Origin of the sequence: Paenibacillus lentus, from assembly GCF_042714055.1 — a bacterium.
Classification (GTDB): Bacteria; Bacillota; Bacilli; order Paenibacillales; family Paenibacillaceae; genus Fontibacillus; species Fontibacillus lentus_A.
This window is the reverse complement of sequence record NZ_JBHGVC010000007.1, coordinates 252,584-275,478: the sequence shown is the minus strand read 5'-3', so window position 1 is coordinate 275,478 and position 22,895 is coordinate 252,584. Positions and strand designations below refer to the sequence as shown.

The following is a 22,895-nucleotide window of genomic DNA, read 5'->3' as shown; positions in this document are numbered from 1 at the left end:
GAAAAGAAAGAAGGCGCTGCGCCTTCTCTCTACAATCCATGTTTACGGTTCTTCCTGTATAGGATATAACTTCTCCCCACATAATTCAACGGAACGCTCCAGACGTGAACCAGCCTAGTGAACGGCCACAGAGCAAATATAAAGAATCCGGCCAAAATATGAATCTTGAACGAAAGCGGCACATCGGCCATGAAGCTGGCATCCGGGCGGAGCACGAAAAGATCGCGGAACCAAATCGATACGCTGGATCGATAATCGAACTCGGGCTGGACGGCATTGGTCACGATCGTGCTGTACATCCCCATGATCACGATAAACAGAAGCAGCAGGTTTACGATGATATCGGAGGCGGAGCTTAATTTGCGAACATTTTTGATCGTTAATCGGCGCGCCGTCAGAAGGAGCATTCCTCCCAGCGTAAGAAATCCGAATATACTGCCGATATATACCGCTCCGAGATGGTAAAGATGATCGCTAATGCCCAGTGATTCCATCCATTCTTTAGGGATGCCCAATCCGGCGATATGTCCGCCAATGACCGGAATAATGCCGAGATGGAACATCAGGCTGCCTGCCTTGAGATGCTTCTTCTCAATAAATTCACTCGATTTGGCCGTCCAGTTGAACTGGTCATGGCGATAACGGTATATATGGCCGACCACGAATACGACGATACAAGCATAAGGGAAAATGACCCATAGAAATTGATCCAGCAAGCTCATCGTATCTCCTCCTGTCTGATACAGGATTTCAAGGTTTCCCGCAAAGCTTTAATCAGATGAAAATAGGGGCTGCTGTTCTTCTCCAACGATTTCAGCAAATGATAGGTTCCGTCCTCGATCACGCCCGCCAAGACGCTGAAATCCCTCTCGGCCTGCGGGTATCCCCGCCATTCGGCGGCGTAGATAAACTCGCACATCAGCGGCAAGTAATCCGACAATTCATGATCCGGCATATCCAGCCCGAACATCTGGTACAGGATTTTCAGCTTGGCCAGCATTTGCCCGCGCTCCTTCGAATCCTCGAATTTAAAATAGGTCATGTACAAGGTCGAATCCTTTTGAAAATCGAAGGTCTGCACATACATCTCTTCAATTTGCTCCAGGCTGTAGCCGTGCATCAGCTCCCAGAATCGCTCGACATGCTCGTAAGCCGGATCGGCTGGATCTAGTATTTCTTCCATCAAAGATGGATGAAAGTCGAGCTTCTCGGGGTACGTGAGCTGCTGGGCGAAAAAACCGAATAACGGCTTGTTTTCATATAGCTTCTCAAGATTAATCACGCCAAATTCCCCCATAGAAATTCTCTTCCTCTTTTGCATTTTTGTTCCCCGGCGCTCCAGCAAATCCACAGCCGCCGCAATCCATCCCGAACCCCTCAGAGCCCTGTGCATGATAAGTGTCCAGATACGTTTCCTTATGGGACGTCGGAATGACGAAACGATCCTCGTATTTGGCAATGGCCAGCAGGCGATAGATTTGTTCCGTTTGGTGCGCGTCCAATCCAAGGCGATGCAGCCGCTGCTCCTCAAAAGGCTGGCCGGTTTGCAGGGATCTCATATAAGATCTCATCATCGCCAGACGCTGCAGAGATTCCTTTACCGGCTCGGGATCGCCCGCGGTCAGCATGTTAGCCAGGTACTGAATAGGCGTTCTCATTTCCTCAATTGCCGGGAAAATCATATCCGGGTTCTGAATCGAATCCTTGCCCTCAAAATAATTCATGATCGGGCTGAGCGGCGGCACATACCAGACCATCGGCAGTGTCCGGTATTCAGGGTGCAGCGGAAACGCGAGCTTGTATTCGATTGCCAGCTTATAAATCGGAGATTGCTGGGCCGCTTCAATCCACTCCTCGGTTATGCCGTCTGCCCGGGCCTGTGCAATGATCGCCGGATCATTCGGATCCAGAAACAAATCGCACTGCGCCTGGTACAAATCCTTCTCCTCCGGCATAGAAGCCGCCTCCTGCACGCGGTCGGCATCGTACAGCAGCACGCCGAGGTAACGTATGCGCCCTGTACATGTTTCTGAGCATACCGTCGGAAGCCCGGCTTCAATCCGCGGAAAGCAGAAGGTGCATTTCTCCGCCTTATTCGTCTGCCAGTTGAAGTACACCTTCTTGTACGGACAGCCGGTCATGCAGTAACGCCAGCCGCGGCAGGCCTCCTGGTCGACGAGGACAATGCCGTCCTCGTCGCGTTTGTACATCGCCCCGGACGGGCAGGAGGCTACGCAGCTCGGGTTCAGGCAGTGCTCGCACAGTCGAGGGAGATACATCATGAAGGCCTGCTCGAAGTTAAACTTGATCTCCTCTTCGATCTTCTCGATATTCGGGTCTTTAGGGCCCGTTACATGGGCTCCGGCCAGATCATCCTCCCAGTTGGGCCCCCAGTCCAGATCCATATTGTCGCCCGTAATCGCCGACTTCGGACGCGCTACGGGCTGATGCTTTTTCTCTCCTGCATTCGTGAGGTGTTCATAGTTGTAATTCCACGGCTCATAGTAATCCTTCATCTCCGGCATGTCAGGGTTATGAAAGATTTTGCCGAGGGCGATTTTGGACAGCTTGTTTCCCGATTTCAATTCAAGCTTGCCGTTCTTCAGCGTCCAGCCGCCCTTGTACTGCTCTTGATCCTCCCACCGCTTCGGATAACCGATGCCGGGCTTCGTTTCCACATTGTTGAACCACATGTATTCAGCACCCGGACGATTCGTCCATGTGCTCTTGCAGGTCACGCTGCAGGTATGGCACCCGATGCACTTATCCAAATTCATGACCATGGCGATTTGCGCTTTAATCTTCAAGCCAGTTGACCTCCTTCATTTTACGGACAGCCACATAGACATCCCGCTGATTCCCTATCGGCCCGTAATAGTTGAAGCCGTAACTGAGCTGAGCGTAGCCGCCTACCATTTGCGTAGGCTTGACATGAATTCTCGTCGGCGCGTTATGGCTTCCCCCGCGCTCCTTCGTAATTTCGGAGCCCGGCACATTAATATGCTTATCCTGTGCGTGATACATGAACAATGTGCCCTTCGGCATGCGGTGGCTGACGACGGCCCGTGCGGTAACGACGCCGTTGCGGTTGTACACCTCAAGCCAATCATTATCCTCGATCCGATGCGCCGCTGCATCCTCGTCATTGATCCAAACCGTCGGCCCGCCGCGGAATAAGGTCAGCATATGCAAATTATCCTGGTACGTGCTGTGGATATTCCATTTGCCATGCGGGGTCAAATAGCGAAGCACGAGCGTATCCATGCCCCCGGTAATCTGTTTGTCCCTAGGCCCGAAAACCATGGGCGGCAGCGTCGGCTTATACACCGGCAGGGCCTCGCCGAATTGCAGGAAGAGCTCATGATCGATATAAAAGTGCTGTCTTCCCGTCAATGTCCGAAAAGGAACCAGACGTTCGATATTCGTCGTGAACGGCGAATATCGCCGGCCCATCTTGTTCGAGCCGCTAAATACCGGCGTAGGGATCACTTCACGCGGCTGTACCGTGATGCTCTGGAACGTGATGCGCTCGGCTGCGCGATCTGCGGAAATATCCTTCAACTCGACTCCCGTATCCTGCTCGGCCGACTCCCAGGCCCGTTGGGATACCCTTCCGTTCGTCGCCGAGGATAAATTGAGAATCGCGTCGGCCGCATGACGAGCGGTACGGAGCTTCGGCAGCCCATTTTTGATCGTGTCGTCGTGATATGTGCCATTCATGCGTTTTAATTCCTCATATTCCTCGGCAACCGAGAAGCTGACACCGTGAGCTCCCACCTTGCCAGTGGCCAGATTCGGCCCGAGCGTTACATATTTATCGTAAATTTTCGTATAATCGCGTTCGATGATGCTTAAATTCGGCATCGTTTTGCCGGGAATCGGTTCAACTTCTCCCTTGCGCCAATCCTTGATTTCGCCATAAGGCTGGGCGATCTCGTTCACAGAATCATGCGCAAGCGGCGAGGCGACAAGATCCTTGTATACGCCTGGCAAATATTCCTTCGCCATTTCCGAAAAATCCTTTGCAATCGTCCGATAAATATCCCAATCTGAACGGGATTCCCATAGCGGATCGACCGCAGGGTTAAACGGGTGTACAAATGGATGCATATCGGTGGAAGACAGATCCGTCTTCTCATACCATGTGGCCGCAGGCAAGACGATATCCGCGTACATCGGCGTAGAGGTCATGCGGAAATCCAGCGCGACCAGCAGATCCAGTTTTCCTTCCACCTCGTCCCGCCAAACCATCTCCTGCGGTTTATCCTCCTCGTTCGGCACAGAGAGCAGCCCATCGGCGGTGCCGAGCAAGTGCTTCATGAAGTACTCCTGCCCCTTCGCCGAGCTTGAGATCAGATTGGAACGCCAGACGAACAAGGTTCGCGGGTAGTTCTCAGGAGCATCAGGGTCTTCAATGGCAAATCTCGTTTTTCCCGAGACAATTTGATCCTGCGCATGCTGGATAATGCTATCGTTATCCGCTGCTCCGCTCGAAGCAGCTTCCTCGGCAAACGCCAGGCTGCTCTTATTGAACTGCGGATAGGATGGGAGCCAGCCCAGGCGCGCCGCGAGTACATTATAATCGGCCGGATGCTGATAGCGAATCTCTCCGCCAGTCGGCGATTTCAGCGATTCCGTGCCCGTCTCCTCGTACTTCCACTGATCGGTGGCAAAATAGAAGAACGAGGTCGCATTTTGCTGACGGGCAGCTCCCTGCCAGTCCTTCGCGAAGGAAATCGTTGACCAGCCTTCGATCGGGCGGCATTTCTCCTGTCCTACGTAATGCGCCCAGCCCCCGCCGTTTACGCCCTGCGAGGCAGTCAGAATGACAAGGTTCAGGATAGATCGGTAGATCGTATCGCTGTTAAACCAGTGATTGATGCCGGCTCCCATAATAATCATGGAGCGTCCTCCGGTATCCAGGGAATTCTGGGCGAATTCGCGGGCAATTTGAACGACAATCGAAGACTTGACCCCCGTAATTTGCTCCTGCCATGCAGGAGTATAGCGGGATAAGGCATCATCATATCCGTTCGCATGGTCTTTGCCGCCGGTACGACGCACGCCATATTGACTTAGCATTAAGTCATATACCGTAGCGACCAGCCGCTGTGTTCCATCGGCAAGCTGAATCGGTCGGGCTGGAATCGTACGCTTGAAGGTTCCATTTCCGGTATTATCAAAGAATGGAAAGACAATTTCTTTCCATTCGCCGCCATGTGCTTCAATGGACAACGAGGGCAAGATCCTTGTGCCGTCTTCCCGCTCCAGAATGAGGTTCCATTTCTTGTCCTTCTCCCAGCGCTGGCCCATCGTTCCGTTAGGAATCGTAATTTCATTTGCTGCTTCATCCCAAATAACCGGTTTCCATTCGGCATGCGGCGAAGCGTCTCCCAAATCGCTGGCTCGCAAGAAACGGCCTGCTTTATAGCTGCCTTCATGCGGTTCCAGGAGAATCAGGAAAGGCATGTCTGTATATTGCTTCGCATAATCCAGGAACACCGGCTCCTGGCGCTCCTCATAAAATTCATTTAAAATGACATGCGTCATCGCCTGCGCAAGAGCGGCATCCGTACCCGGGTTCGGTGCAAGCCAGTTATCGGCGAATTTCACGTTTTCGGCATAATCCGGGGCGATTGATACTACCTTCGTTCCTTTGTAGCGAACCTCTGTCATGAAATGAGCATCCGGCGTGCGTGTCAGCGGTACGTTAGAGCCCCACATCATCAGGTAGCCGGAATTGTACCAGTCGCTTGACTCCGGCACATCCGTCTGCTCCCCCCAAATTTGGGGCGATGCCGGCGGAAGATCGGCATACCAATCATAGAAGCTAAGCATTTCCCCTCCGAGCAGTGAAATGAATCGTGCGCCTGAAGCGTAGCTAATCATCGACATCGCTGGAATAGGCGTGAAGCCGGCAATACGATCCGGCCCATACTTGCGAATCGTATAGATGAGCTGCGCAGCGATTAGCCGGGTGGCTTCCTCCCAGGTAACGCGGACGTGGCCGCCCTTTCCACGAGCTTGTTTATAAGCTCTTGCCTTCTCTGGATCCTCCACAATGCTTGACCACGCCGCGACTGGATCGGAGGCTTCCTGCAGGGCTTGCTTCCACATGCGCCATAACCGCCCCCGCATATACGGGTATTTCACTCGCAACGGGCTATATTCATACCACGAAAATGAAGCGCCGCGCGGGCAGCCGCGCGGTTCGAATTCAGGCATATCCGGGCCGCATGACGGATAGTCGATTTGCTGATTTTCCCATGTTATAATTCCATTCTTCACAAATACCTTCCAGCTGCAGGAGCCCGTGCAATTGACGCCATGCGTCGTGCGTACCACTTTGTCATGCGACCAGCGACCGCGATACATGTTCTCCCAAGTCCGATCCTTCTCCTCGAGAATCGACCAGTTTCCGGAATAGCTTTCTGTCGGTTTAAAAAACTTCAGTCCAAATTTCCGTTTCATTTTCATTGGACATCCTCACTCCCTCTGCAGAACGACAATGATATGATGGGAATCAATAGATTGTCTATTCTTATAGAGGTTGTTCAAAAAATCAATCTTTGATCACGTAGCAACACAAGAAGTCCATTCGGCATCGAATCTTGAATTCATCCGGGCCTAGCCTATGCTTTCGAAGTATGTTTCCTTCGGAAACATTTTAGGTGCTCACGTAGGTTTTGCCTAGCGTATGCTTCCGTAGTCGCTTTCTACGAAAACGTGTAGCTGTGCTCCTCAGTCCCTAGCTTCATTCAACCTTCTCGGTGCTGAAAGCCTGATTTTTTGAACTCGTACTTATACATCTATTATGAGAGGGAGCACCTCTTTTTCCTATAAGGGGAAATCCCTATATCCCTGCGGAGAATTCCCTCTTTCTAGCATAAGGCGGCGGTTTGCGTGCTATAGTGGGTTTACTTGCAATGAGCCGACCCAGTATAATGAAACGCGAACCATGGATACGACCTGTTATCTTAATCCTGAAGGGAGTTTATATATATGAGGAAATTAGGATCATTCCTCGCCCTGTTCCTGTTAGCTTCTCTATTGGCGGGCTGCAACGCAGCTTCCAGTACGGGGGATGCCTCCAAAGAAAAGGTGGAGCTTACGATTTCAGCAGCCGCCAGCCTCACGGATGCCATGAAGGAAATACAATCCTCCTATGAGGATGAGCACCCTGCCGTGAAGCTCCATTTCAATTTCGGAGGCTCCGGTGCTCTGCAGAAGCAAATCGAGCAGGGCGCGCCCGTAGACTTATTTCTTTCTGCGGCAACCCAAAATATGAATGCCTTGGTCGACCAGGGGCTCATCGAAGCCAGCCAGCACCAAATTGTGTTAAAGAATGAGCTCGTCGTCATCACCTCTAGCTCTGGCGGCAGCCAGGTCGAAGTTCGAGAACTGCAGGATTTAACAAAGGAGGAGATCCAGTTAGTAGCGATTGGCATTCCCGAGAGTGTTCCGGCGGGAAGCTATGCCCGGGAGACTTTAACGCATGCCCAATTATGGGACAAGCTCCAGCCAAAGATGATACAGGCCAAGGATGTCCGGCAGGTTCTGCAATATGTAGAGACGGGTAACGCCGATGCCGGCTTCGTATATCAGTCTGATGCGATGACTTCACAGAATATTGCCATCGCATTTTCGGTGGACACCTCCAGCTACACTCCCGTCGAATATCCGATCGGCATTCTCAAATCGACCAAGCATATGAAGGAAGCAGTAGAGCTATATGATTATCTTCAGTCCGAGGAGGCGCTGGAGGTCTTCAAAAAATACGGCTTCTCTGCACCGCTGCCCTTATGATCCAGATGCAAATCCCTTGGCAGGAATTCTGGCAGCCTATCCGCTTATCCTTGCAGGTTGCATTGCTATCCAGTGTCTTAGTGACGATTTTCGGTACGGCGATAGCCCGATGGGTATCCGCACGGCAGTTTAGAGGCAAAACCTTGTTGGAGACTGTGCTAATGCTGCCGCTTGTGCTGCCTCCCACCGTTGTCGGTTTTTTGCTGTTAGTCCTCTTGGGAAGAAGAAGCGGGGCGGGTCAAGCGATTGAGTGGTTATTCTCCTCGCCAATCGTATTCACTTGGTGGGCGGCGGTTATCGCTTCCATCGTCGTCTCCTTCCCGCTCGTCTATCAGACGATGAAATCCGGCTTCGCCTCAATCGATCGCGAGCTGGAGGATGCGGGGCGATCCAGCGGGGCCAGCGAATGGCAAGTATTTCGTTATATCACGCTGCCCCTGAGCAGCCAATCCCTGATAACGGCCTATATTCTTGGCTTTGCCCGGGGGCTGGGAGAATTCGGAGCTACGATTATGTTCGCGGGCAATATTCCGGGCAAAACGCAGACCCTCCCCACCGCCATCTATGTCGCCGTAGATACTGGACATACGGAGCTCGCCTGGCTTTGGACGATTACGATCATCCTGATCTCCTTCGTCATGCTGTTGATCACGCAGCGAAACAACAAAAAATGGTGAAGCAAGCGCCGAGCTTGCCTCACCATTTTTATTTTTACCCCGACTTATTGAACCACCTCTATCCATATAAGTTCTATAGATTTTTAGCGTAGTTTTCGTTGGGGATCTTCGTTAACACAACATACAAGCTGGAGTTAGAATCCTCCCCGCTTCGATAAGAAAAGTCTTCGTCACCGACGACGTGAACAATATCTCCCTTGGTAACAGCGGATTCCTGGCCATTGCAAGTGACTGAACCAGCTCCTTCAAGGACTAAAATATACACATTAGCACCGGGATGTTTATGCGTTGGCAGCTCCGCTCCCGGAGTAAAGTTCAATACAAAAATAACATTATCCTCTTCCTTAAAAACAATACGCTTGGTAAATTTGTTGTCCTGATATTCTTGATACTGGGAAAGATTAACTTTTTCCATTGTAATCATCCTCCTTATAATTTGAATAGCTTTAGCAGACAATTAAAATCGCACTTCATACTCGCAGCATTCGTCTCCATTGACATTGCATTTGATTTCCCGGACGAACACCCTTTTATCCATCATTTTGCTAAGCGCTCCCTCCATGATTGCCCCTTCCAGATCGCAAACCAGACTTCCCTCGATCTCAGGCAGCCCTACGCAAAAACAGTCTTTCACCGCGATATGAAGCTTGTTGGCCTCCTCGAGAACAATTTGTGGATCACCTACCTGCAATTCCCGGAACAAATCGAGCAGCTCCTGCACAGAATGGACGGGCAGACTTTCCCCGATTTTTCGGCCAACCGTAATTGTCGTTCCCCTTCCTTTCATCGGCAGCCCTTGATACATGCCAATGAGGCGAATCGCTCTATAAAGCTCTATCGGCACCGCATCTCCTAATGTTGTTCTTGATATCTTCTTCATATCGTCAAAAGAAAATTCCTTCAAAGTATCCACGCCGCTCATCCCCAACCACCTCGTTTCTTCATAATAAACAAATTCTTAATATCATTGTATTAGATTCATATTCCTTCCTTGTGATTTTCGTCACAATATAAAGAATTAAAAAAATGTAAGCCTCTCATCCATCTCACTCCGAGAAAAGCTTACATTCAATGACCTATAATTACCGTAAACCGAAGCTGTTCCGGTGGAACACCGTGTCCTCGGCATACATTTTTTTCGGCGGCGGGTCGCTGGCCGGATAACCCAGACCCAAAATAGCAACTACACGAAGCTTAGCAGGAATATTCAATAAATCCCGTACGTAGTTTTCACGCTGCGAAGATTCGTTATGATCCTCGGAATGATAGACTGCCCCCCATGCCGCCCCGAGTCCAAGCGATGTCGCAGCCAGCCACAAGTACCCTCCAGCGATGGAAGCGTCCTGCAGCCAATACTTGCTTAGCTCCTCGTTGCCTATAATGACCACCCCTATAGCAGCCTGCTCCAGCCAACGCATATAAGGCGTCGTCTTGCTCAACTGGGCCAGAAGCGGCTTATTCGTGACCACAATAAATTCCCTTGAAGGCAGATTGTTTCCAGTGGGAGATTGATACAAGGCCATAGTAAGCTTACCTAAATCCGTTTCTGAAATGGGAAGCTCCTTAAACGCTGTAATCTCTCTCCGTTTCTGAATTGCCGCCAACACGTCCATTTTAATCACCATCCAATCCATAGTTTTGTTATAATAGACCGATAAAACCAATCTGCTTACTATTATAATCCAAAAATTTATGGTTGGAAATTTGATCGAATAAAAAATAATACCTATAATCGAATACAAGTAAATTCAATCCGAATAGGAAGGGGCTTTAACCATGATAAAGTTGGAAGTATCGCCATTAGCCGAACGCAGACTTCAGGAGAATTTAGGTGAACAGCCGGGGGTCATCAAGCTGTATTACGATACGGAAGGATGCGGCTGTGATGGAATCAGTACACTGCTAATCCAAAGCGAGAGGGGCAAATACGACATTCCGATCGAGGCTGGAAGCTTGTCCTTTGTCGTCGATCAGCAGCATCAGATTTTCTATGAGGAGATGCTGTGGCTTGATGCGGAGGAGAACTATCCTGCCTTCAAATTGAGCAGCAAATCATCCACGTACAGCTCAAATGTCCAGCTTCGGGACATGCGGCAAACGAACCACCAATAGCCCTGCGGGTCATATCTAAGACCGTTCGAGCTTAAAGGCGGCCTCTGCCAATCATTCGCATTCAAGAATTTCCTTCAGAACAAGGGCATGGTTGTGCTTCTGATCCTTTGCAGCGAACAGTAAAGTGACGGTTTCTTTCTCGCTCCAGGAGCGTAATTGCTCCAAATGCCCAATAACCTCTTTTGAAGCCAGTTCTTTCTCATAACGTTCCGCAAATTCGGCAAAACGTTCGGGCTTATGATCAAACCATTTGCGAAGCTCGGTATTCGGGGCGATTTCCTTCATCCATAAGGACAGCTGAGCTTCGGCTTTGCTGACGCCGCGGGGCCATATTCTGTCTACTAGAATACGCTTGCCATCTTCACTGGCGGGGATCTCATAAATTCTTTTTATTTTTATCACGGTATTTCTCCTCCCTACTGATCCGCTGCAAGCATCCATGCTGCAAAACACTCTAAGAAACCTGTCCGGCTAGGAGATCATCCTAATCGAACAGGTTCCATGGACGTACCTATAAAATTATTTACCCAAATAAGCGTTCAGCATCCATCTGTGCTTGTCTAGTGACGACAGCATGCCGAGCAGCAAATCCCCTGTCGCTTCATCCTCGGCTTGCTCCGCTGCTTCCATTCCATGCTTCAGCTCTTGGCTGATCGTTTCGAAATCCGCAACTACAGCCGCTACCATCTCTTCTGCCGTTTGCTTGCCTGCCGCTTCGGAAATCGTCGTCTGGGCCAGGGCATCCTTAAGGGTGCTAATCGGTTCGCCGCCAATCGCCAGCAGCCGCTCAGCAATCTCGTCTACATATCCAGCCGCTTCATTGTACAGCTCCTCGAACTTCTCATGTAGCGTAAAAAACTGCGGGCCTTTCACATACCAATGGAAATGATGCAGCTTCGTATACAGCACCGTCCAGTTGGCGATTTGCAGGTTTAATTGTTGATGAAGAGTTTGATTGGTTTCAGTCAGCACATGGTTTGACATTCATTATTCCTCCATTCAAAATAGAATACTCATCGGCCTAAGAGTCATCATCTCTTAAGTTATTTTAAATTTAGACTAGATCTAAATCTTAAATATATAATACCATGTTCTCCCGTTCTATGCAATGAACAAAGCATGAAATTCATATGAAGAGAACGACTCTTTAGTGAAATTTTGCGCGAAACGAACTGTTTTTATGCAAAAAAAGAACCGGCGCGCCAAGCACCAGTCCCACTATACATCAAATTCCTTGCGAATATGCAATTTGAATTGCTCCAAGCTGCGCTCCATTTGCCGAATGCCGTCTTCTACGAGCTGGCGCTCGATGACGTTGCCGGACTCGGTCTTTACCTTGCGGATCGACAGGGCCTTTTTCTCTTCTTCCAAATAAGCCTGACGGCGCTGGATCTCCTTATATTTATCCAACAAATCCGTGATGATATCGTAAAATCTTTCATAGTCAACGATAATTTCATCCAGAAAACGGTCTACTTCTTCTTTTTCATATCCACGCATCTTTACATCAAAATCTTTCTCGTGAATGGTCAGGGCGTCCAGCTTAATGCCGAGCTGCTTAAATAAGCCTTTCTGATCCTCCAGCTTGCGCGTATATTCGTCTTGCATAAATGATCCCTCCACACCTACAGGCTTGAGCATGTGTAAATAAATAGCCAATAAATATGGTACCATATTTGCAAGCAATTATCATTATGTCTATAGGCTGGACTCCAACTGAAGAATCTCTATTCCCGCCAGCAGCACAATACCGATGCCATGCGTATCATTAAGCTGCCAATCGAGCTCATCCTTATAATACAGCTTATTGAACGAATACCCCGAGCCCCGGCACACGCCATATACATTGCCCTGCTTATCGATGCAAGTCTCGATTAATCCCTCCCAGCCCCTTACAGCCGCCTCCAGATATAAGTCCGGCTCTTCCAGCCACCCATGCTTAATCCCATGAGCAAAAGCATATATGAACATCGCTGTGCAGGAAGCCTCCGCATAGGACTCGCAGTCCGTCAGCACCTGATGCCACATCCCGTTTGCTCCCTGCAGTTTACGGTAGCCCTCGCTAAGCTCGCGGTAGAACTGCAGCAGCTCCGGCCGAAGCTGGTGATGCGGCGGCATGACCGTCAGCAGCTCGGTGAGCGAGAAGATGACCCAGCCGTTTCCGCGTCCCCAAGGCACGCCGTTGGGCTTGCCGAATTTATCATCAAACACATGATGCATAATTCCAAGCTCAGGGATGAATAAACGCTCCTTATATCCTAAAAACTGCGCGGCAGCATCGTCCAGATAACGCTCGTCCCCGGTAAGCTCATAATACTTGCATAGAAAAGGGGTGCTCATATACAAATCATCACACCACATCGTATCCTGCATAAAATCGACCGTCCCGCGAGTCCGATAGAACGCTCCATTCGGCAGGCGATCCTGTACTTCCGTGATGTAATGGGCTATATGAGCGGCTGCACTCTCCACTCCCCGCAAAGGCCGCAGCTTATTCGCCGTCAGCATCGCGGCGCCAAAGGAACCGCAATCGTCCAGGGAATCGATTAAGCTAAGCTGATGATTGATTCCCGGCGCCCCGTAACGATCACGATCCCACTGGGCATAATCATGCCACTTACTGCACTGCTCGATATGCTCTGCGGCATACTCTGTATAATGCGGTGCCGACAAAGCCACTCCCGTTCTCAGCAGGCCATAGAGTGTCACTCCCAGGGGATAGTTCCATCTGCCGTACAGCGGACTTTCCAAATAAGGCCTAACCCAGCACTCCGGCCGATCCACCCGCCAATAGGTCGCTGCTTCCCCCTGCCCGAATAATCTGTCCATCACCGGAATCTCCGCAGCCTGGGGCGCATTTGCTGCCGAAAACGCGCCGAGGTATAACCAGTTATCCTTCATTCCCTCTATAGGGCAAGGCTGCACGAACCGAAGCGCGGCTCCCGAAGAAGAAGAAGAAGGAGAAGTGATTTGGGGCTCGTTAAATTGGAATCCCCAGTGATGTCCGCGACAAATCGACTCTATAACGAGATCATGCTTCCCGAATCGGATATCCTGCAGCCGAATATCGATGCTTCCGCTCCTCTCTGTTCCTTGAAAAACTGGATTCCCGTCAACATAAACAACGATGTCTCCCGAGTATCGGCCTTCAAGACGCAGGTCGGCACGCGCAGCTCCCCGAAGCTGCAGCTTGCTCCAGGCGAATGCCCTTGCTTCCGGCTTGGCACCGAACAGACGAGAGAAACAACCGCTCCCCAGCTGCTCGGGCGTCCATTGCTCCTGCGGATACCAAGGGGTGTATTCTCCGCATTCATTGAAGTGATCAAGATCATCTCCTTGGTCGCCACTCTCAGCTATGCAGTCCCTTCGACCCGGCATGGCGGGCCAGCGCGTCTGCTGCGGCTCGCTGTATACCCAGCCTTCGCAGCCGCGGCCTTCGCTGGCAGGATTCAAGAAATGCATAGGTGCTCCCTTGACGCTGCCCGTGCCAAAGATTCCTCCGCAGCCCGTACCGACCGCCACGAATTCCAGGACGATGTCGTTGCGTCCTTTCACTGTTTTTGCGCGAAAAAAGGCTTTCCTGTCCGGAAACACGTCATCATTCAAATTCGATTGAAATGCCAGGCTTCCGTTAATATAAATTCGAACCGGACTGTAGCAGGTGACTGAGAACGGTGTCTCCCCGTCCTGTTCCCGCCACAGCATCCCCCAAACATAAACAAACTGTCCGGAGGACAGCTTTGGCCAACGCTCCGCCAGGTTCATATCGTAACGGCAATCCTCCAAACGGCGAAAGCCGTACCTAGAATGAATCCGATAGATCGGAGGCTCTGGCGGATTCGCCCCGATGTACCGGCTGGCTACGGCAGCCAATACGCGCTCAGTTTGGCCAGCAGCATGTCTGGCAATCGAATCATACGACGAAAAATAAGTCTGCATTCACTTCTCCCCCCGGATATAAAGTCGAATTGTACAAGCGCTTGGGATGAGGCAGCGGTACGCCGGAAGGCGGCAAGGATAAGTCCGCGCTCTCGCTGGAATAGATTACCGCCAGCTCGTCGTCGTAAATGATAACCTGTTCGGTTCCAAGGCCGAGCAAATCTCCATGAACCGCATAGCCTTCGTGGCGGAACTCGGCAACGATATTCTGGTCACCGTCATACAACGCCGGATACACTCCCCCTCCCCGCCGATAAGCAAGGATATAATCCGGCGCCCCAACGCGCCAGTTGCTCAGCGTTTCGGCGATAGTCAACCAGCCGCTCGTCGTCCGCTCCTCTTTCCACAGCTCGTTGCCTTCGCCATCCACTAAGAAAAGCGCATCCTTTCCTTTCAGGCCTTTTCCATCATCCTCGCGAACCATCCGATCCAGTCCGGCGATTTGCAGACCCGGCAGCTCCGGCCTGAACCTGCCCAGCGCAATATGCTGCGATTCGATCGAGCCCTCGTACCTCCAGCGCTCTTTTCCATTCCTGTCGTACATCACGGTAACGCTGCCGCCGATGACCAGCTCCGGCACGCCGTCGCCGTCTACATCTCCCACCCATATGCAGTCGGCATGGTCTTCCAGATCGCGGCAGTTCCACAGCACGTTGCCCCGATGATCGAGAAGATCATAGCCTGCCATCACTTCGTCGTAGCCATCACCGTTCAGATCGCTCGCCCAAGGGTAATGTCCGATATTCCCTTCATGCGTCCAGAGCAGCTCAAACCTCCGGTTCAGCGCCCACATCCGATGGTAGCGATCCTTAAGAATAATATCCGAAGCATGCTCGCCGCCTGACAAATTGGCGATAATGATACAATCATGAGCATTCGGATCCGGCAAATCATGCACCTCTTTGATCTCTCCGGTCGCACCATCGAGAATATGGAAACGGTCGTTCATGACACATAGCACCTCAAGACGCCCGTCTTCATCGATGTCATAGATTTGCGCCGGATAATCGGAGCCCTGACTTCCCGCTTCCAGACTGGGCTCGCCTTGCTGCCACAGCATGCTGCCATTTAAATCGTAAGCTGTGAGGCACTGCACCTGATGGGGGATGTAACGCACGTCCTGGCGATCATCCGGCTGAACGAGCAGCAGTTCGGCGCGGCCATCCCCGTTCAGGTCGCCGAGCAGCATTTTGCATCTCGGGCCAGCGGCGCTTATATCGATGCCGGCTAATTGAAAGGGCTGCTTGCTTTGCTCGACTTCCCTTTCATTTTCGATTCCGTCATGATGAGTACCCTCGGTATTAACACTATTCTTCATGTTCTCCTCCCCTTCTGTTCCCTTCGCTCCCCCAACATGTACTGCTATCTGCCTTCATATGGCGAACAGCTTCATCTTCCAACCTTGGCGAGTCCGACACATCACATCACATCACATCAAATCAAATCTACCCGGCTGCCGCCAGGTACCTCAATGATCCTGCCATCCACGTCCAACCAAATCGATGACGCGCCCGGGTTATGCGCAAACTCCCGGGAGGCAGCAAGCTTTAGCCATTTGCAAGCCTTCATGTAGTCCACGATTTCAATGTTCGTCGCATACCAAATATCTTCGCGTCCCCCCACCATTTCGCAGAATCGCTCCATCAGCTCCCAATTGTCGTCGCGATCAAACTCATAGCTATGACCCCAAACGTACATTAAATAGAGATACTGCTTCTTGTGCAGTCCCACAAAAGTCTCGGCATGCTCCAGCAAACGGTCATTATGATGGCAGGTCGCCTTCCACTCCAGCCAATCCTCCGGCAAGCCGAAGCCGCCATTCGTCGTTTGCACCGTCCGCGCATACTCGATGCCGAGATGCGGCAGCAGATCTTTAATCTGCTGACTGTAAGATCCGTTGGGATAGGACATGCCGCGTACGGGTACACGAAACAGATGCTCCAGGTTTTTTCGATCCTCTAGTACTTCATTCACAACTAATTCCATCGGGCAACGCGCCAGGGTCGGATGCGAAGCAGTATGTACAGACGCCTCGTGTCCCTGATACAACCCGACTGCCTCCTCCGCAGTCAGGCGATCCTCCTCTCCCAACAATCCGGAGTTGATATGAAACGTCCCTCGCACGCCGCAGCGGTTAAAAATCCTGACAAGTCTCTCATCCGCTCTCCGCCCGTCGTCATAACTCATCGTGAGCGCCTTGTGCTTCCCTTGCGGAAAGCAAAAATAAATATTCGGCAACGTCATTATCTACTCCCCTCCTAATTTATTGCTGAGGTCCATATACACTGAGCTCTGCATATTCCGCTATCAGCGGCGCCATCTGCCGGAACCCAAGCTTCCCTCCGGCGAGCGGCAGGCCATAGGCCGTACCGTCATCCTCCCAGGACAGAATTTGCAAGTCATTGATAGCGAACGTGATCGCTGAACCCTTTTTAAGAACCAGCATGTTATAAAAATCGGCTGCATCAAGAACCCCCGGCAGCGGGTCGGCGCCTTGGGCCACCATATGAAAGCCGTAGCTTTTCCGCAAATTACAGGTATGGAATTGCCGCTCCTCCGCCCACATCCGGCGAAAATAAGAAATATGGAAAGCGTTCATCCTGCCATGATGATACTGTTCGTACTCCCCCGTGCGGCGCGGCAGGCTCGGATCGAATAAATCCTTACCTTCCGCTCCCCTCGCGCTAAAGAATAAAATGGCTAGCCCTGGTTCCCGAATCGGCCGAAAACGCCACGAGATCGCGACATCCGCAGGAAGCTCCTCGGGGCACCAAAATACCAGGTTGGCCTTCTGTCCCTCCGCTGCGCTGCGGGTGCTCTCCAGCCGCATCCATCTTCTCGGAAAAGTAACCGCGCCCGCCCCTTCCATTCGAAAATCCGCCACGTCCTCTGCCGACTGCAGCGGATTGGAATACAGCCGCTTCCATTGCTGCGGGATCAAGCCGCTTCGAGTATTACTCACCTTCGCCGCCTCCTTAGCTGAACTGTTTGGATTCGTTGACGCTTTCCGGCAATTCATTTGGGATCAGCTCCAGGCTCATGATCGTATTGATCGACCATTGCGAAGCTTCATTCGTATTCATCCAACCGATCTCCAGCAATCCATCTACATAGGTTACAGATACAGCCTCCTCCTGCAAATTAACGCGTGCAAAGCTGTTGCTCAGCAAAATCTCCCAGCACTGCGCAGCCACAGCGGCATCCCGGCGGTAATATGCGCCATATGCCGCAATCGCCACGCTAAGCACTGGATGCTCGAACCTCAGCTTATGGCTGCCGATCGCTCCGCCCGTCAGAGCCCGCTTCTCCTCATCCGGCAAATTGTAGAACACGCCGAACTCGGCGAGCATATCCTGCCACTCTAAATCTTCAAGCATGCCCGCCAGCTCGAACCAAATTTGCGGCCCGCCCATGCATATGGCTAAATGCCGTCCCCAGTTGTCATCGCCCATGCCCGTAAGAACCCCGGTCTTCGGATCGTATCCGTAGGTTGGACCCGAGATGAGCCGGAAATTGGCCGCTTTGATGCTGGCGATGCCCGTCAGGATTTTATCCCGGTAAGCCGTATCCTCGAAGCGTTCCCAGCGGGTCATCCAGTTCGAGCTGAACGCCGCCCAATCCGGGCCGACCCGGATATGCGTCGGATGCTCATCCTTTGGAAAGTATGCCCGCATCGGATCCAGCGTGACTGTGGAATAATCGGCATCCTTCACCTCGTCGAGGATGTCCCCGATCCGCTCGTCAGCGGTCAAATAATAGTAATAGCGGTGCAGGCCAGCCATCGCGATCCGCGCTTCCTTGCAGCCGCAGCCCCAATGCATCACGTTATGCCGTGAGCCGAGTCCCGCGTACTCGCCGAAATGATAGACGTCAACCTCACTTGTATGCCGAGTCATTGCCTCAGCCATGCGGAACACATCGGCCTGTCCTGAACGAAGAAACATCAGCCAGAGCCACATATTCGGAGCCAGCTCCGTATTTTGCCAAGCACACCCGCCTAAATCATAGTTCCATACATGTCTTACGGGATCATAGCTATGCATAAAATCGCCGTAGTCCCAAAAGCCGTACCACTTCCGCTGCTCCACCTCGGCCTGATAAAAGGCGATAATGCCATCCAGCCGCTCCTCCAGATCAGCTTTGGCAGGCGTACTCCGATCGGGCAAGCTCCAAATTCCGAATGCGCCCGCCTTATGATAATAGGCCGGTTCGCAGACGAGCCGCGCGGGGGCCGCCAGTTCCTCCGCCATACGTTCAAGCTCTGCCAGGCAAGGCGTCTCCTCTGTGCACCAAATCGTTAGCTCGCTCGTGTTCGCGATGCCGTATGGCGTGGCCCGCAGCTCCTCGGCTCCTTCATAGGACGACTCCACATGCGTCTTCGTGTCGTAATGCCTAAGATCCATGGCTGGCGCGTCGGGCGACCAGAACCATACGACAAGCTTGCCCTCTTTCTCGGTCGCGGCATGGATTTCCATGCCCGAGGGCGACTTCTGCCAAAAGTCTTTCAGTCCAGCGGCAAGCCCTCCGCCTTCGCCCCCAATATAACCGAGCCCTCGGGCTCTTCTTCCATCGGCTGCCTTAACCCAACTGCAGCCTTCCGTCGTCCGCTTGGAAATTCGGTAATGCTCGGAGCTGTCCTGTACGAGCTTGTAGCTGTCCCAGGTTGCCGAATCATCCAGCAGGCCAAGAAAGTATGCGTCCTGTTCCGGGTCAAATTGAACCGTACTCCCTTCGGTCTGCGCCTTGTACAGCTCCTGATAGCGTCCCTTTGTCCGGCGGGTATGGAGGGTCTTCGGCGATTCACTGAACATTCCAGCGTCTCCGGCAAATCGAGCATGCCGATTGTACAATGCCCCGCGCAGCGGTACGGCAAAGGAAATCCCCAGCCCTTTCACAAAGTCCTGTTGCGGGTTTCCGTCATAATAAAACGTATGCATGACCCGGATCGACGATAATCCGGCGTAAAAGTACAAACGGAGCGTATAGGGCAGCCATTGCTTCTGGCCTCCCGCAGCGGACTGATGCCTGCCGTCCAATCTGACTACTGCGCGAACCGGCCCGTGCTGCTCCACCTCAGCCCGCAGCGTGCTGCCGGTAAACCTCTCTTCCTTCAAGGTACGCAAGCCGGATACCGAGCTTATCTCCTCGCGAATGCATATTAAATTCCCGCCGCTGCATACCATGGCACCCGATCCCGACTGGATGATGCTGCGAAGAATTCCTCGTCCCTGCTTGTTCACCGTACAGACGATAGCGCCCGTATCGACAATGAAGGCATCCTCCGTTTCTGTCACGACAATCCCGGTATCTGATTCAGTTCCTTCTCCCTCCGGAAGCGAAACTGCGGCATGGGCCGTCCATTTTACGCTCCCATCCGGCCAATAAGCGGTTGCCCAGCTTTGCATAGGGAGGTTCCTGTTGATGTTGTTGATGTTGTTGGCGTCGTTAGTGTTGTTGGCAGCGCTATTTCCAATATGCCTACCGTCCGTAACCTCGGCAGCTTCATCTCGCTGCACTTGCAGCGCCGATCCATCGCCTCCGCTAACCAAGCAAAGCTCAGGCACCTCCTCCCGGCTCAGCCTACCCTTCGTCCATGGAATTCCCCAGGTCACTCCGACAGGGATGGATGATTGGTTCAACCACCGTAACCCGACCGATGTCCGTAAACCCACAGGCCACCATCTCCTTCTCCTCAATGTACTCCCATTGTAGGCAGGCGGTCATTTGCAAGCAATGAGACTTTCTTGATCGGGATAAAGCGCGGCGCAACAGGCAAATTGCATATTTTCGACCGATTTGGACTTTATTGCAGACTTAAGTTTTTTCCAAAAAACTAAAAAAAAGAATCAATCCCCAAAGAGACTGATCCTTTCTATATTATGAGGCGCTCCCCCAGCATACCGTTCATCAGAACCATCACAATCACTTGCCCAGCTCCCGATAGTGCGTCGGCGTCATTCCCTCCAGCTTCTTAAAGATGCGATTGAAGTAGCTATGCTGATACCCTACCTGCTCAGCGACCTCACTAATCCTCAGCTTGGTTTCACGCAGTAATTCCTTTGCTCGATCCATGCGAAGCTCCGTCAAATAATCGATGAAGTTACTCCCTGTCACCTGCTTGAACGATTTGCTCAGAAAAAATGAATTTGTACCGATTTCATCCGCACAGCTATCCAGAGAAACATCCCTTGCATAATTCTGCTGTAAATAAATCATCGCCTGCTCGATCATGATCTTCACTTCGGCGTTGGAGCGTTGAGAGAGCTCCTTCAAATAAGGAGCCACGACCTTCTCCTTGAACCAGATCAAAATAAGCTCCGGCTCGCGGATTTGCGACAGCGCCTCGTACAGATTCACGCCCATAAACAGCCGCTTTGGATCGATCCCTGACTGCATGATCGCATGCTGCACATGGCCGAGCAAATGCAGCATTCCCTGCTGCACATCAATCGTCTTTGCTCCCTTGGCTTTCAACGCTTCCAGGAAATCCGCCAGAAGACGGTACGCTTCCTCCTCCTGGCCTGTGCGCATGGCCTGGATCAGCTCCCGTTCCAGCGTGAAGGAATAGGTCGGCTCCGCCTCATCCGTTCCCTCCTGATCCAACCGCTCTATATCAATAATCTGGTTCTCATTGCTGAATGGACGGTAGCTGGCCGCCTGCTTCACCTCTTCGAAAGCGAGCGGAATGTCGGAAATGCTGGATATGGGAGCGCTGAAGGCGACCGTTACCCGCATTTTTAAAATGACATTAATCGTTCTTGTCAGCTCTTCGCTAAAGCTGTGCACCTCCGCATCGGCAGAGCGATCCTCTGGAACGACCAGCAGAATCCCCGCCGTTAAATCGTGAAAATGGATCGTATCGGACTGGCTGAAGCGCTGCATCGCCAGCTCGCCGATAATGTTGGCTGCCGCATAGGAAACGAGCCCCTCATCCCCGCTTCTGAATTTTCCTTCAAGACTCGTAATCCCCATTAGCTGGACATAAAATACAATGAAGCGCTTATTCTCGACCTCCCATCTGAACCGCTCCATCCTGCGGCGCAGATCCTGCTCGGAATAAGCATATAAATGCCCTTGCAGCAGCTGGTTCAGAAAGCTCTCCTTCACATGAGGCAGCTGTTCTGCCAGCTTGCGCTGCAGATCATGGCTTTCCCAATGCAGATTCTGCCACTGACGTTCAATGAGCGTGAACTCATCTTCCTTGCCCTCCGTCTTGATATCCTCCGACAACAGCGTCTTGAACAGCCGCTTGATCGGAGAATACATCCGCCTGGAGGCGATCCAGGATAACAATGCGGCCAGCAGCAATGCGCTGAAGCTGACGACCAGGATCAGCTTGGAAATAAACATCACCGGAGAGGTAATGCTTGTAATCGGCGATGCGGACACATAAGTCCACTCGGTGGAAATCCGCGAAAATTCCCCGTATGTCACCGTATAAGTCGCACCGTCCCACTCGAAGAAGAAGGAGGATTTCTGAGCCGGCCCCCGTTCCTTAATCTTCGCGCGCAGTTCCGTTACAAAGGGGGAATTCGAGCTGCTGCCTCCCGCCGAGGCAAACAAATCCCCTGTATTCTGCACAAGGAACGTCTCTCCTACATTATAAGGAGTCATCGTCTTCAGCATATTGGCTACCTTCTGAGTATCCATCCGAATGAGCAATGCCCCAAAGGGCTGTTGGCTGCCGCCCGGGATATGATGCACCAGCGTGAGCTCCTTGACCTCCGGCCTGTTTGGATCAAAGGCCCATTCCGTCCAATACGCGCTCCGCTTCGCTTCAATGAGCTTGTCATATAATTCGGATACCGCTTGCGAGTGGATCTCTCCATACTCGGGATTGAACAACAGCGGCTCCGGCTCTTGCCCTGCCAAATAAAGCTCGACCTGCTTCACCATCGTATTCGAACCTTGCATTACGACCAGCGTCTTCGTAATATCCCGCGACCGCTCGAAATCCCGCTTGAAATCCAGCCCATTCAAGCTGTAGTCAAACTGGGGATCAAACGCCCAATGCGACAGCATCAGCTCCAGATTGGACAGCTGATCATCGATATTCCGGGCTCGCTGCTCGATTTGCTGATGATGCATCTGCAGCAGCTCGCTCTCCAGGCGCCCGCCCACCATCCAGTAGACGATCCCCCCGGTAATAATGCCGGGAATCGCAGAAACGACAAGCATCATAATCAGATTGTTCCGATAGTATTTCCCTCTACAGCCAGAGAGCCCTATTGCGCGCGACCACCATTTTGCTAAAATTCCCGTATTCATCTCCTCACCAACCGAATCAAGGTATATACAAAATGTAAACGCATTCATATTAAATTACAAGTAAGCTTGAAAAAATTGGGGCAATCGGCTTAT

At 51.8% G+C, this 22,895-nt stretch carries 19 protein-coding genes; 3 read left to right on the top strand and 16 right to left on the bottom strand.

Going from position 1 to position 22,895, the window contains the following annotated elements:
- Positions 1-29: 29 nt before the first annotated feature.
- From narI to ACE3MQ_RS17885, 4 genes are read right to left on the bottom strand one after another with little or no spacing between them, the layout of a single operon-like run.
- Positions 30-722: a respiratory nitrate reductase subunit gamma gene (gene narI, locus ACE3MQ_RS17900; RefSeq protein WP_379395080.1), complete on the bottom strand. Its 693-nt coding sequence runs from the start codon at positions 720-722 to the stop codon at positions 30-32.
- Positions 719-1,282, bottom strand: coding sequence for a nitrate reductase molybdenum cofactor assembly chaperone (narJ, locus tag ACE3MQ_RS17895; RefSeq protein ID WP_379395078.1), 564 nt, complete (start codon positions 1,280-1,282; stop codon positions 719-721). Before narJ ends, narI begins: the two co-directional genes overlap by 4 nt.
- Positions 1,275-2,807 carry a nitrate reductase subunit beta gene (narH, locus tag ACE3MQ_RS17890; protein WP_379395076.1) on the bottom strand — a complete coding sequence of 511 codons (1,533 nt, stop codon included), beginning with the start codon at positions 2,805-2,807 and terminating at the stop codon, positions 1,275-1,277. The genes narJ and narH overlap by 8 nt, the downstream gene beginning before the upstream one ends.
- The gene (locus tag ACE3MQ_RS17885) at positions 2,797-6,471 is read right to left on the bottom strand and encodes a nitrate reductase subunit alpha (protein ID WP_379395074.1); all 3,675 of its coding nucleotides are present in this window, start codon (positions 6,469-6,471) and stop codon (positions 2,797-2,799) included. Before ACE3MQ_RS17885 ends, narH begins: the two co-directional genes overlap by 11 nt.
- 531 nt (positions 6,472-7,002) lie before the next feature.
- Here ACE3MQ_RS17885 and modA point away from each other — a divergent pair.
- Positions 7,003-7,806: a molybdate ABC transporter substrate-binding protein gene (gene modA / locus ACE3MQ_RS17880; RefSeq protein WP_379395072.1), complete on the top strand. Its 804-nt coding sequence runs from the start codon at positions 7,003-7,005 to the stop codon at positions 7,804-7,806.
- Complete coding sequence (gene modB, locus ACE3MQ_RS17875; protein WP_379395070.1) at positions 7,803-8,483, top strand: molybdate ABC transporter permease subunit; 681 nt, start codon at positions 7,803-7,805, stop codon at positions 8,481-8,483. The genes modA and modB overlap by 4 nt, the downstream gene beginning before the upstream one ends.
- Positions 8,484-8,556: 73 nt before the next feature.
- Here modB and ACE3MQ_RS17870 read toward each other — a convergent pair whose 3' ends face one another.
- From ACE3MQ_RS17870 to ACE3MQ_RS17860, 3 genes are all read right to left on the bottom strand, one after another.
- A complete protein-coding gene (locus tag ACE3MQ_RS17870; RefSeq protein ID WP_379395068.1) occupies positions 8,557-8,898 on the bottom strand; it encodes a cupin domain-containing protein in 342 nt (113 codons plus the stop codon).
- A gap of 42 nt (positions 8,899-8,940) precedes the next feature.
- Positions 8,941-9,405, bottom strand: coding sequence for a V4R domain-containing protein (locus tag ACE3MQ_RS17865; RefSeq protein ID WP_379395066.1), 465 nt, complete (start codon positions 9,403-9,405; stop codon positions 8,941-8,943).
- Positions 9,406-9,565: 160 nt separating this feature from the next.
- Positions 9,566-10,096 (bottom strand): nitroreductase family protein, encoded by a 531-nt coding sequence (locus ACE3MQ_RS17860; RefSeq protein WP_379395064.1) that lies wholly within the window; start codon positions 10,094-10,096, stop codon positions 9,566-9,568.
- Between the two features lie 163 nt (positions 10,097-10,259).
- On the opposite strand from ACE3MQ_RS17860, the gene ACE3MQ_RS17855 reads away from it, so the two are divergent.
- Positions 10,260-10,595 (top strand): iron-sulfur cluster biosynthesis family protein, encoded by a 336-nt coding sequence (locus tag ACE3MQ_RS17855; protein WP_379395062.1) that lies wholly within the window; start codon positions 10,260-10,262, stop codon positions 10,593-10,595.
- A 51-nt stretch (positions 10,596-10,646) separates the two neighbouring features.
- Here the strand turns inward: ACE3MQ_RS17855 and ACE3MQ_RS17850 are convergent, their stop codons facing one another.
- The 9 genes from ACE3MQ_RS17850 to ACE3MQ_RS17810 all read right to left on the bottom strand — a co-directional run bounded on the left by ACE3MQ_RS17850 (position 10,647) and on the right by ACE3MQ_RS17810 (position 22,802).
- Positions 10,647-10,997, bottom strand: coding sequence for a DUF488 domain-containing protein (locus ACE3MQ_RS17850; RefSeq protein WP_379395060.1), 351 nt, complete (start codon positions 10,995-10,997; stop codon positions 10,647-10,649).
- 117 nt (positions 10,998-11,114) lie between these two features.
- A complete protein-coding gene (locus ACE3MQ_RS17845) occupies positions 11,115-11,579 on the bottom strand; it encodes a Dps family protein (RefSeq protein ID WP_379395058.1) in 465 nt (154 codons plus the stop codon).
- 234 nt (positions 11,580-11,813) lie between these two features.
- Positions 11,814-12,203, bottom strand: a complete 390-nt coding sequence (locus ACE3MQ_RS17840) for a DivIVA domain-containing protein (protein WP_379395056.1) — start codon at positions 12,201-12,203, stop codon at positions 11,814-11,816.
- A 90-nt stretch (positions 12,204-12,293) separates the two neighbouring features.
- A complete protein-coding gene (locus ACE3MQ_RS17835; RefSeq protein WP_379395054.1) occupies positions 12,294-14,534 on the bottom strand; it encodes a glycoside hydrolase family 88/105 protein in 2,241 nt (746 codons plus the stop codon).
- Positions 14,509-15,723 (bottom strand): hypothetical protein, encoded by a 1,215-nt coding sequence (locus ACE3MQ_RS17830; protein WP_379395126.1) that lies wholly within the window; start codon positions 15,721-15,723, stop codon positions 14,509-14,511. The genes ACE3MQ_RS17835 and ACE3MQ_RS17830 overlap by 26 nt, the downstream gene beginning before the upstream one ends.
- 245 nt (positions 15,724-15,968) lie before the next feature.
- Positions 15,969-16,772, bottom strand: coding sequence for a polysaccharide deacetylase family protein (locus tag ACE3MQ_RS17825; protein ID WP_379395124.1), 804 nt, complete (start codon positions 16,770-16,772; stop codon positions 15,969-15,971).
- Positions 16,773-16,797: 25 nt separating this feature from the next.
- On the bottom strand, positions 16,798-17,496 hold the full coding sequence (locus ACE3MQ_RS17820) for a DUF1961 family protein (protein WP_379395052.1): 699 nt from the start codon (positions 17,494-17,496) through the stop codon (positions 16,798-16,800).
- Between the two features lie 13 nt (positions 17,497-17,509).
- A complete protein-coding gene (locus ACE3MQ_RS17815; protein WP_379395050.1) occupies positions 17,510-20,206 on the bottom strand; it encodes an exo-rhamnogalacturonan lyase family protein in 2,697 nt (898 codons plus the stop codon).
- Between the two features lie 250 nt (positions 20,207-20,456).
- Positions 20,457-22,802 (bottom strand): helix-turn-helix domain-containing protein, encoded by a 2,346-nt coding sequence (locus tag ACE3MQ_RS17810; RefSeq protein ID WP_379395048.1) that lies wholly within the window; start codon positions 22,800-22,802, stop codon positions 20,457-20,459.
- Positions 22,803-22,895: the final 93 nt, after the last annotated feature.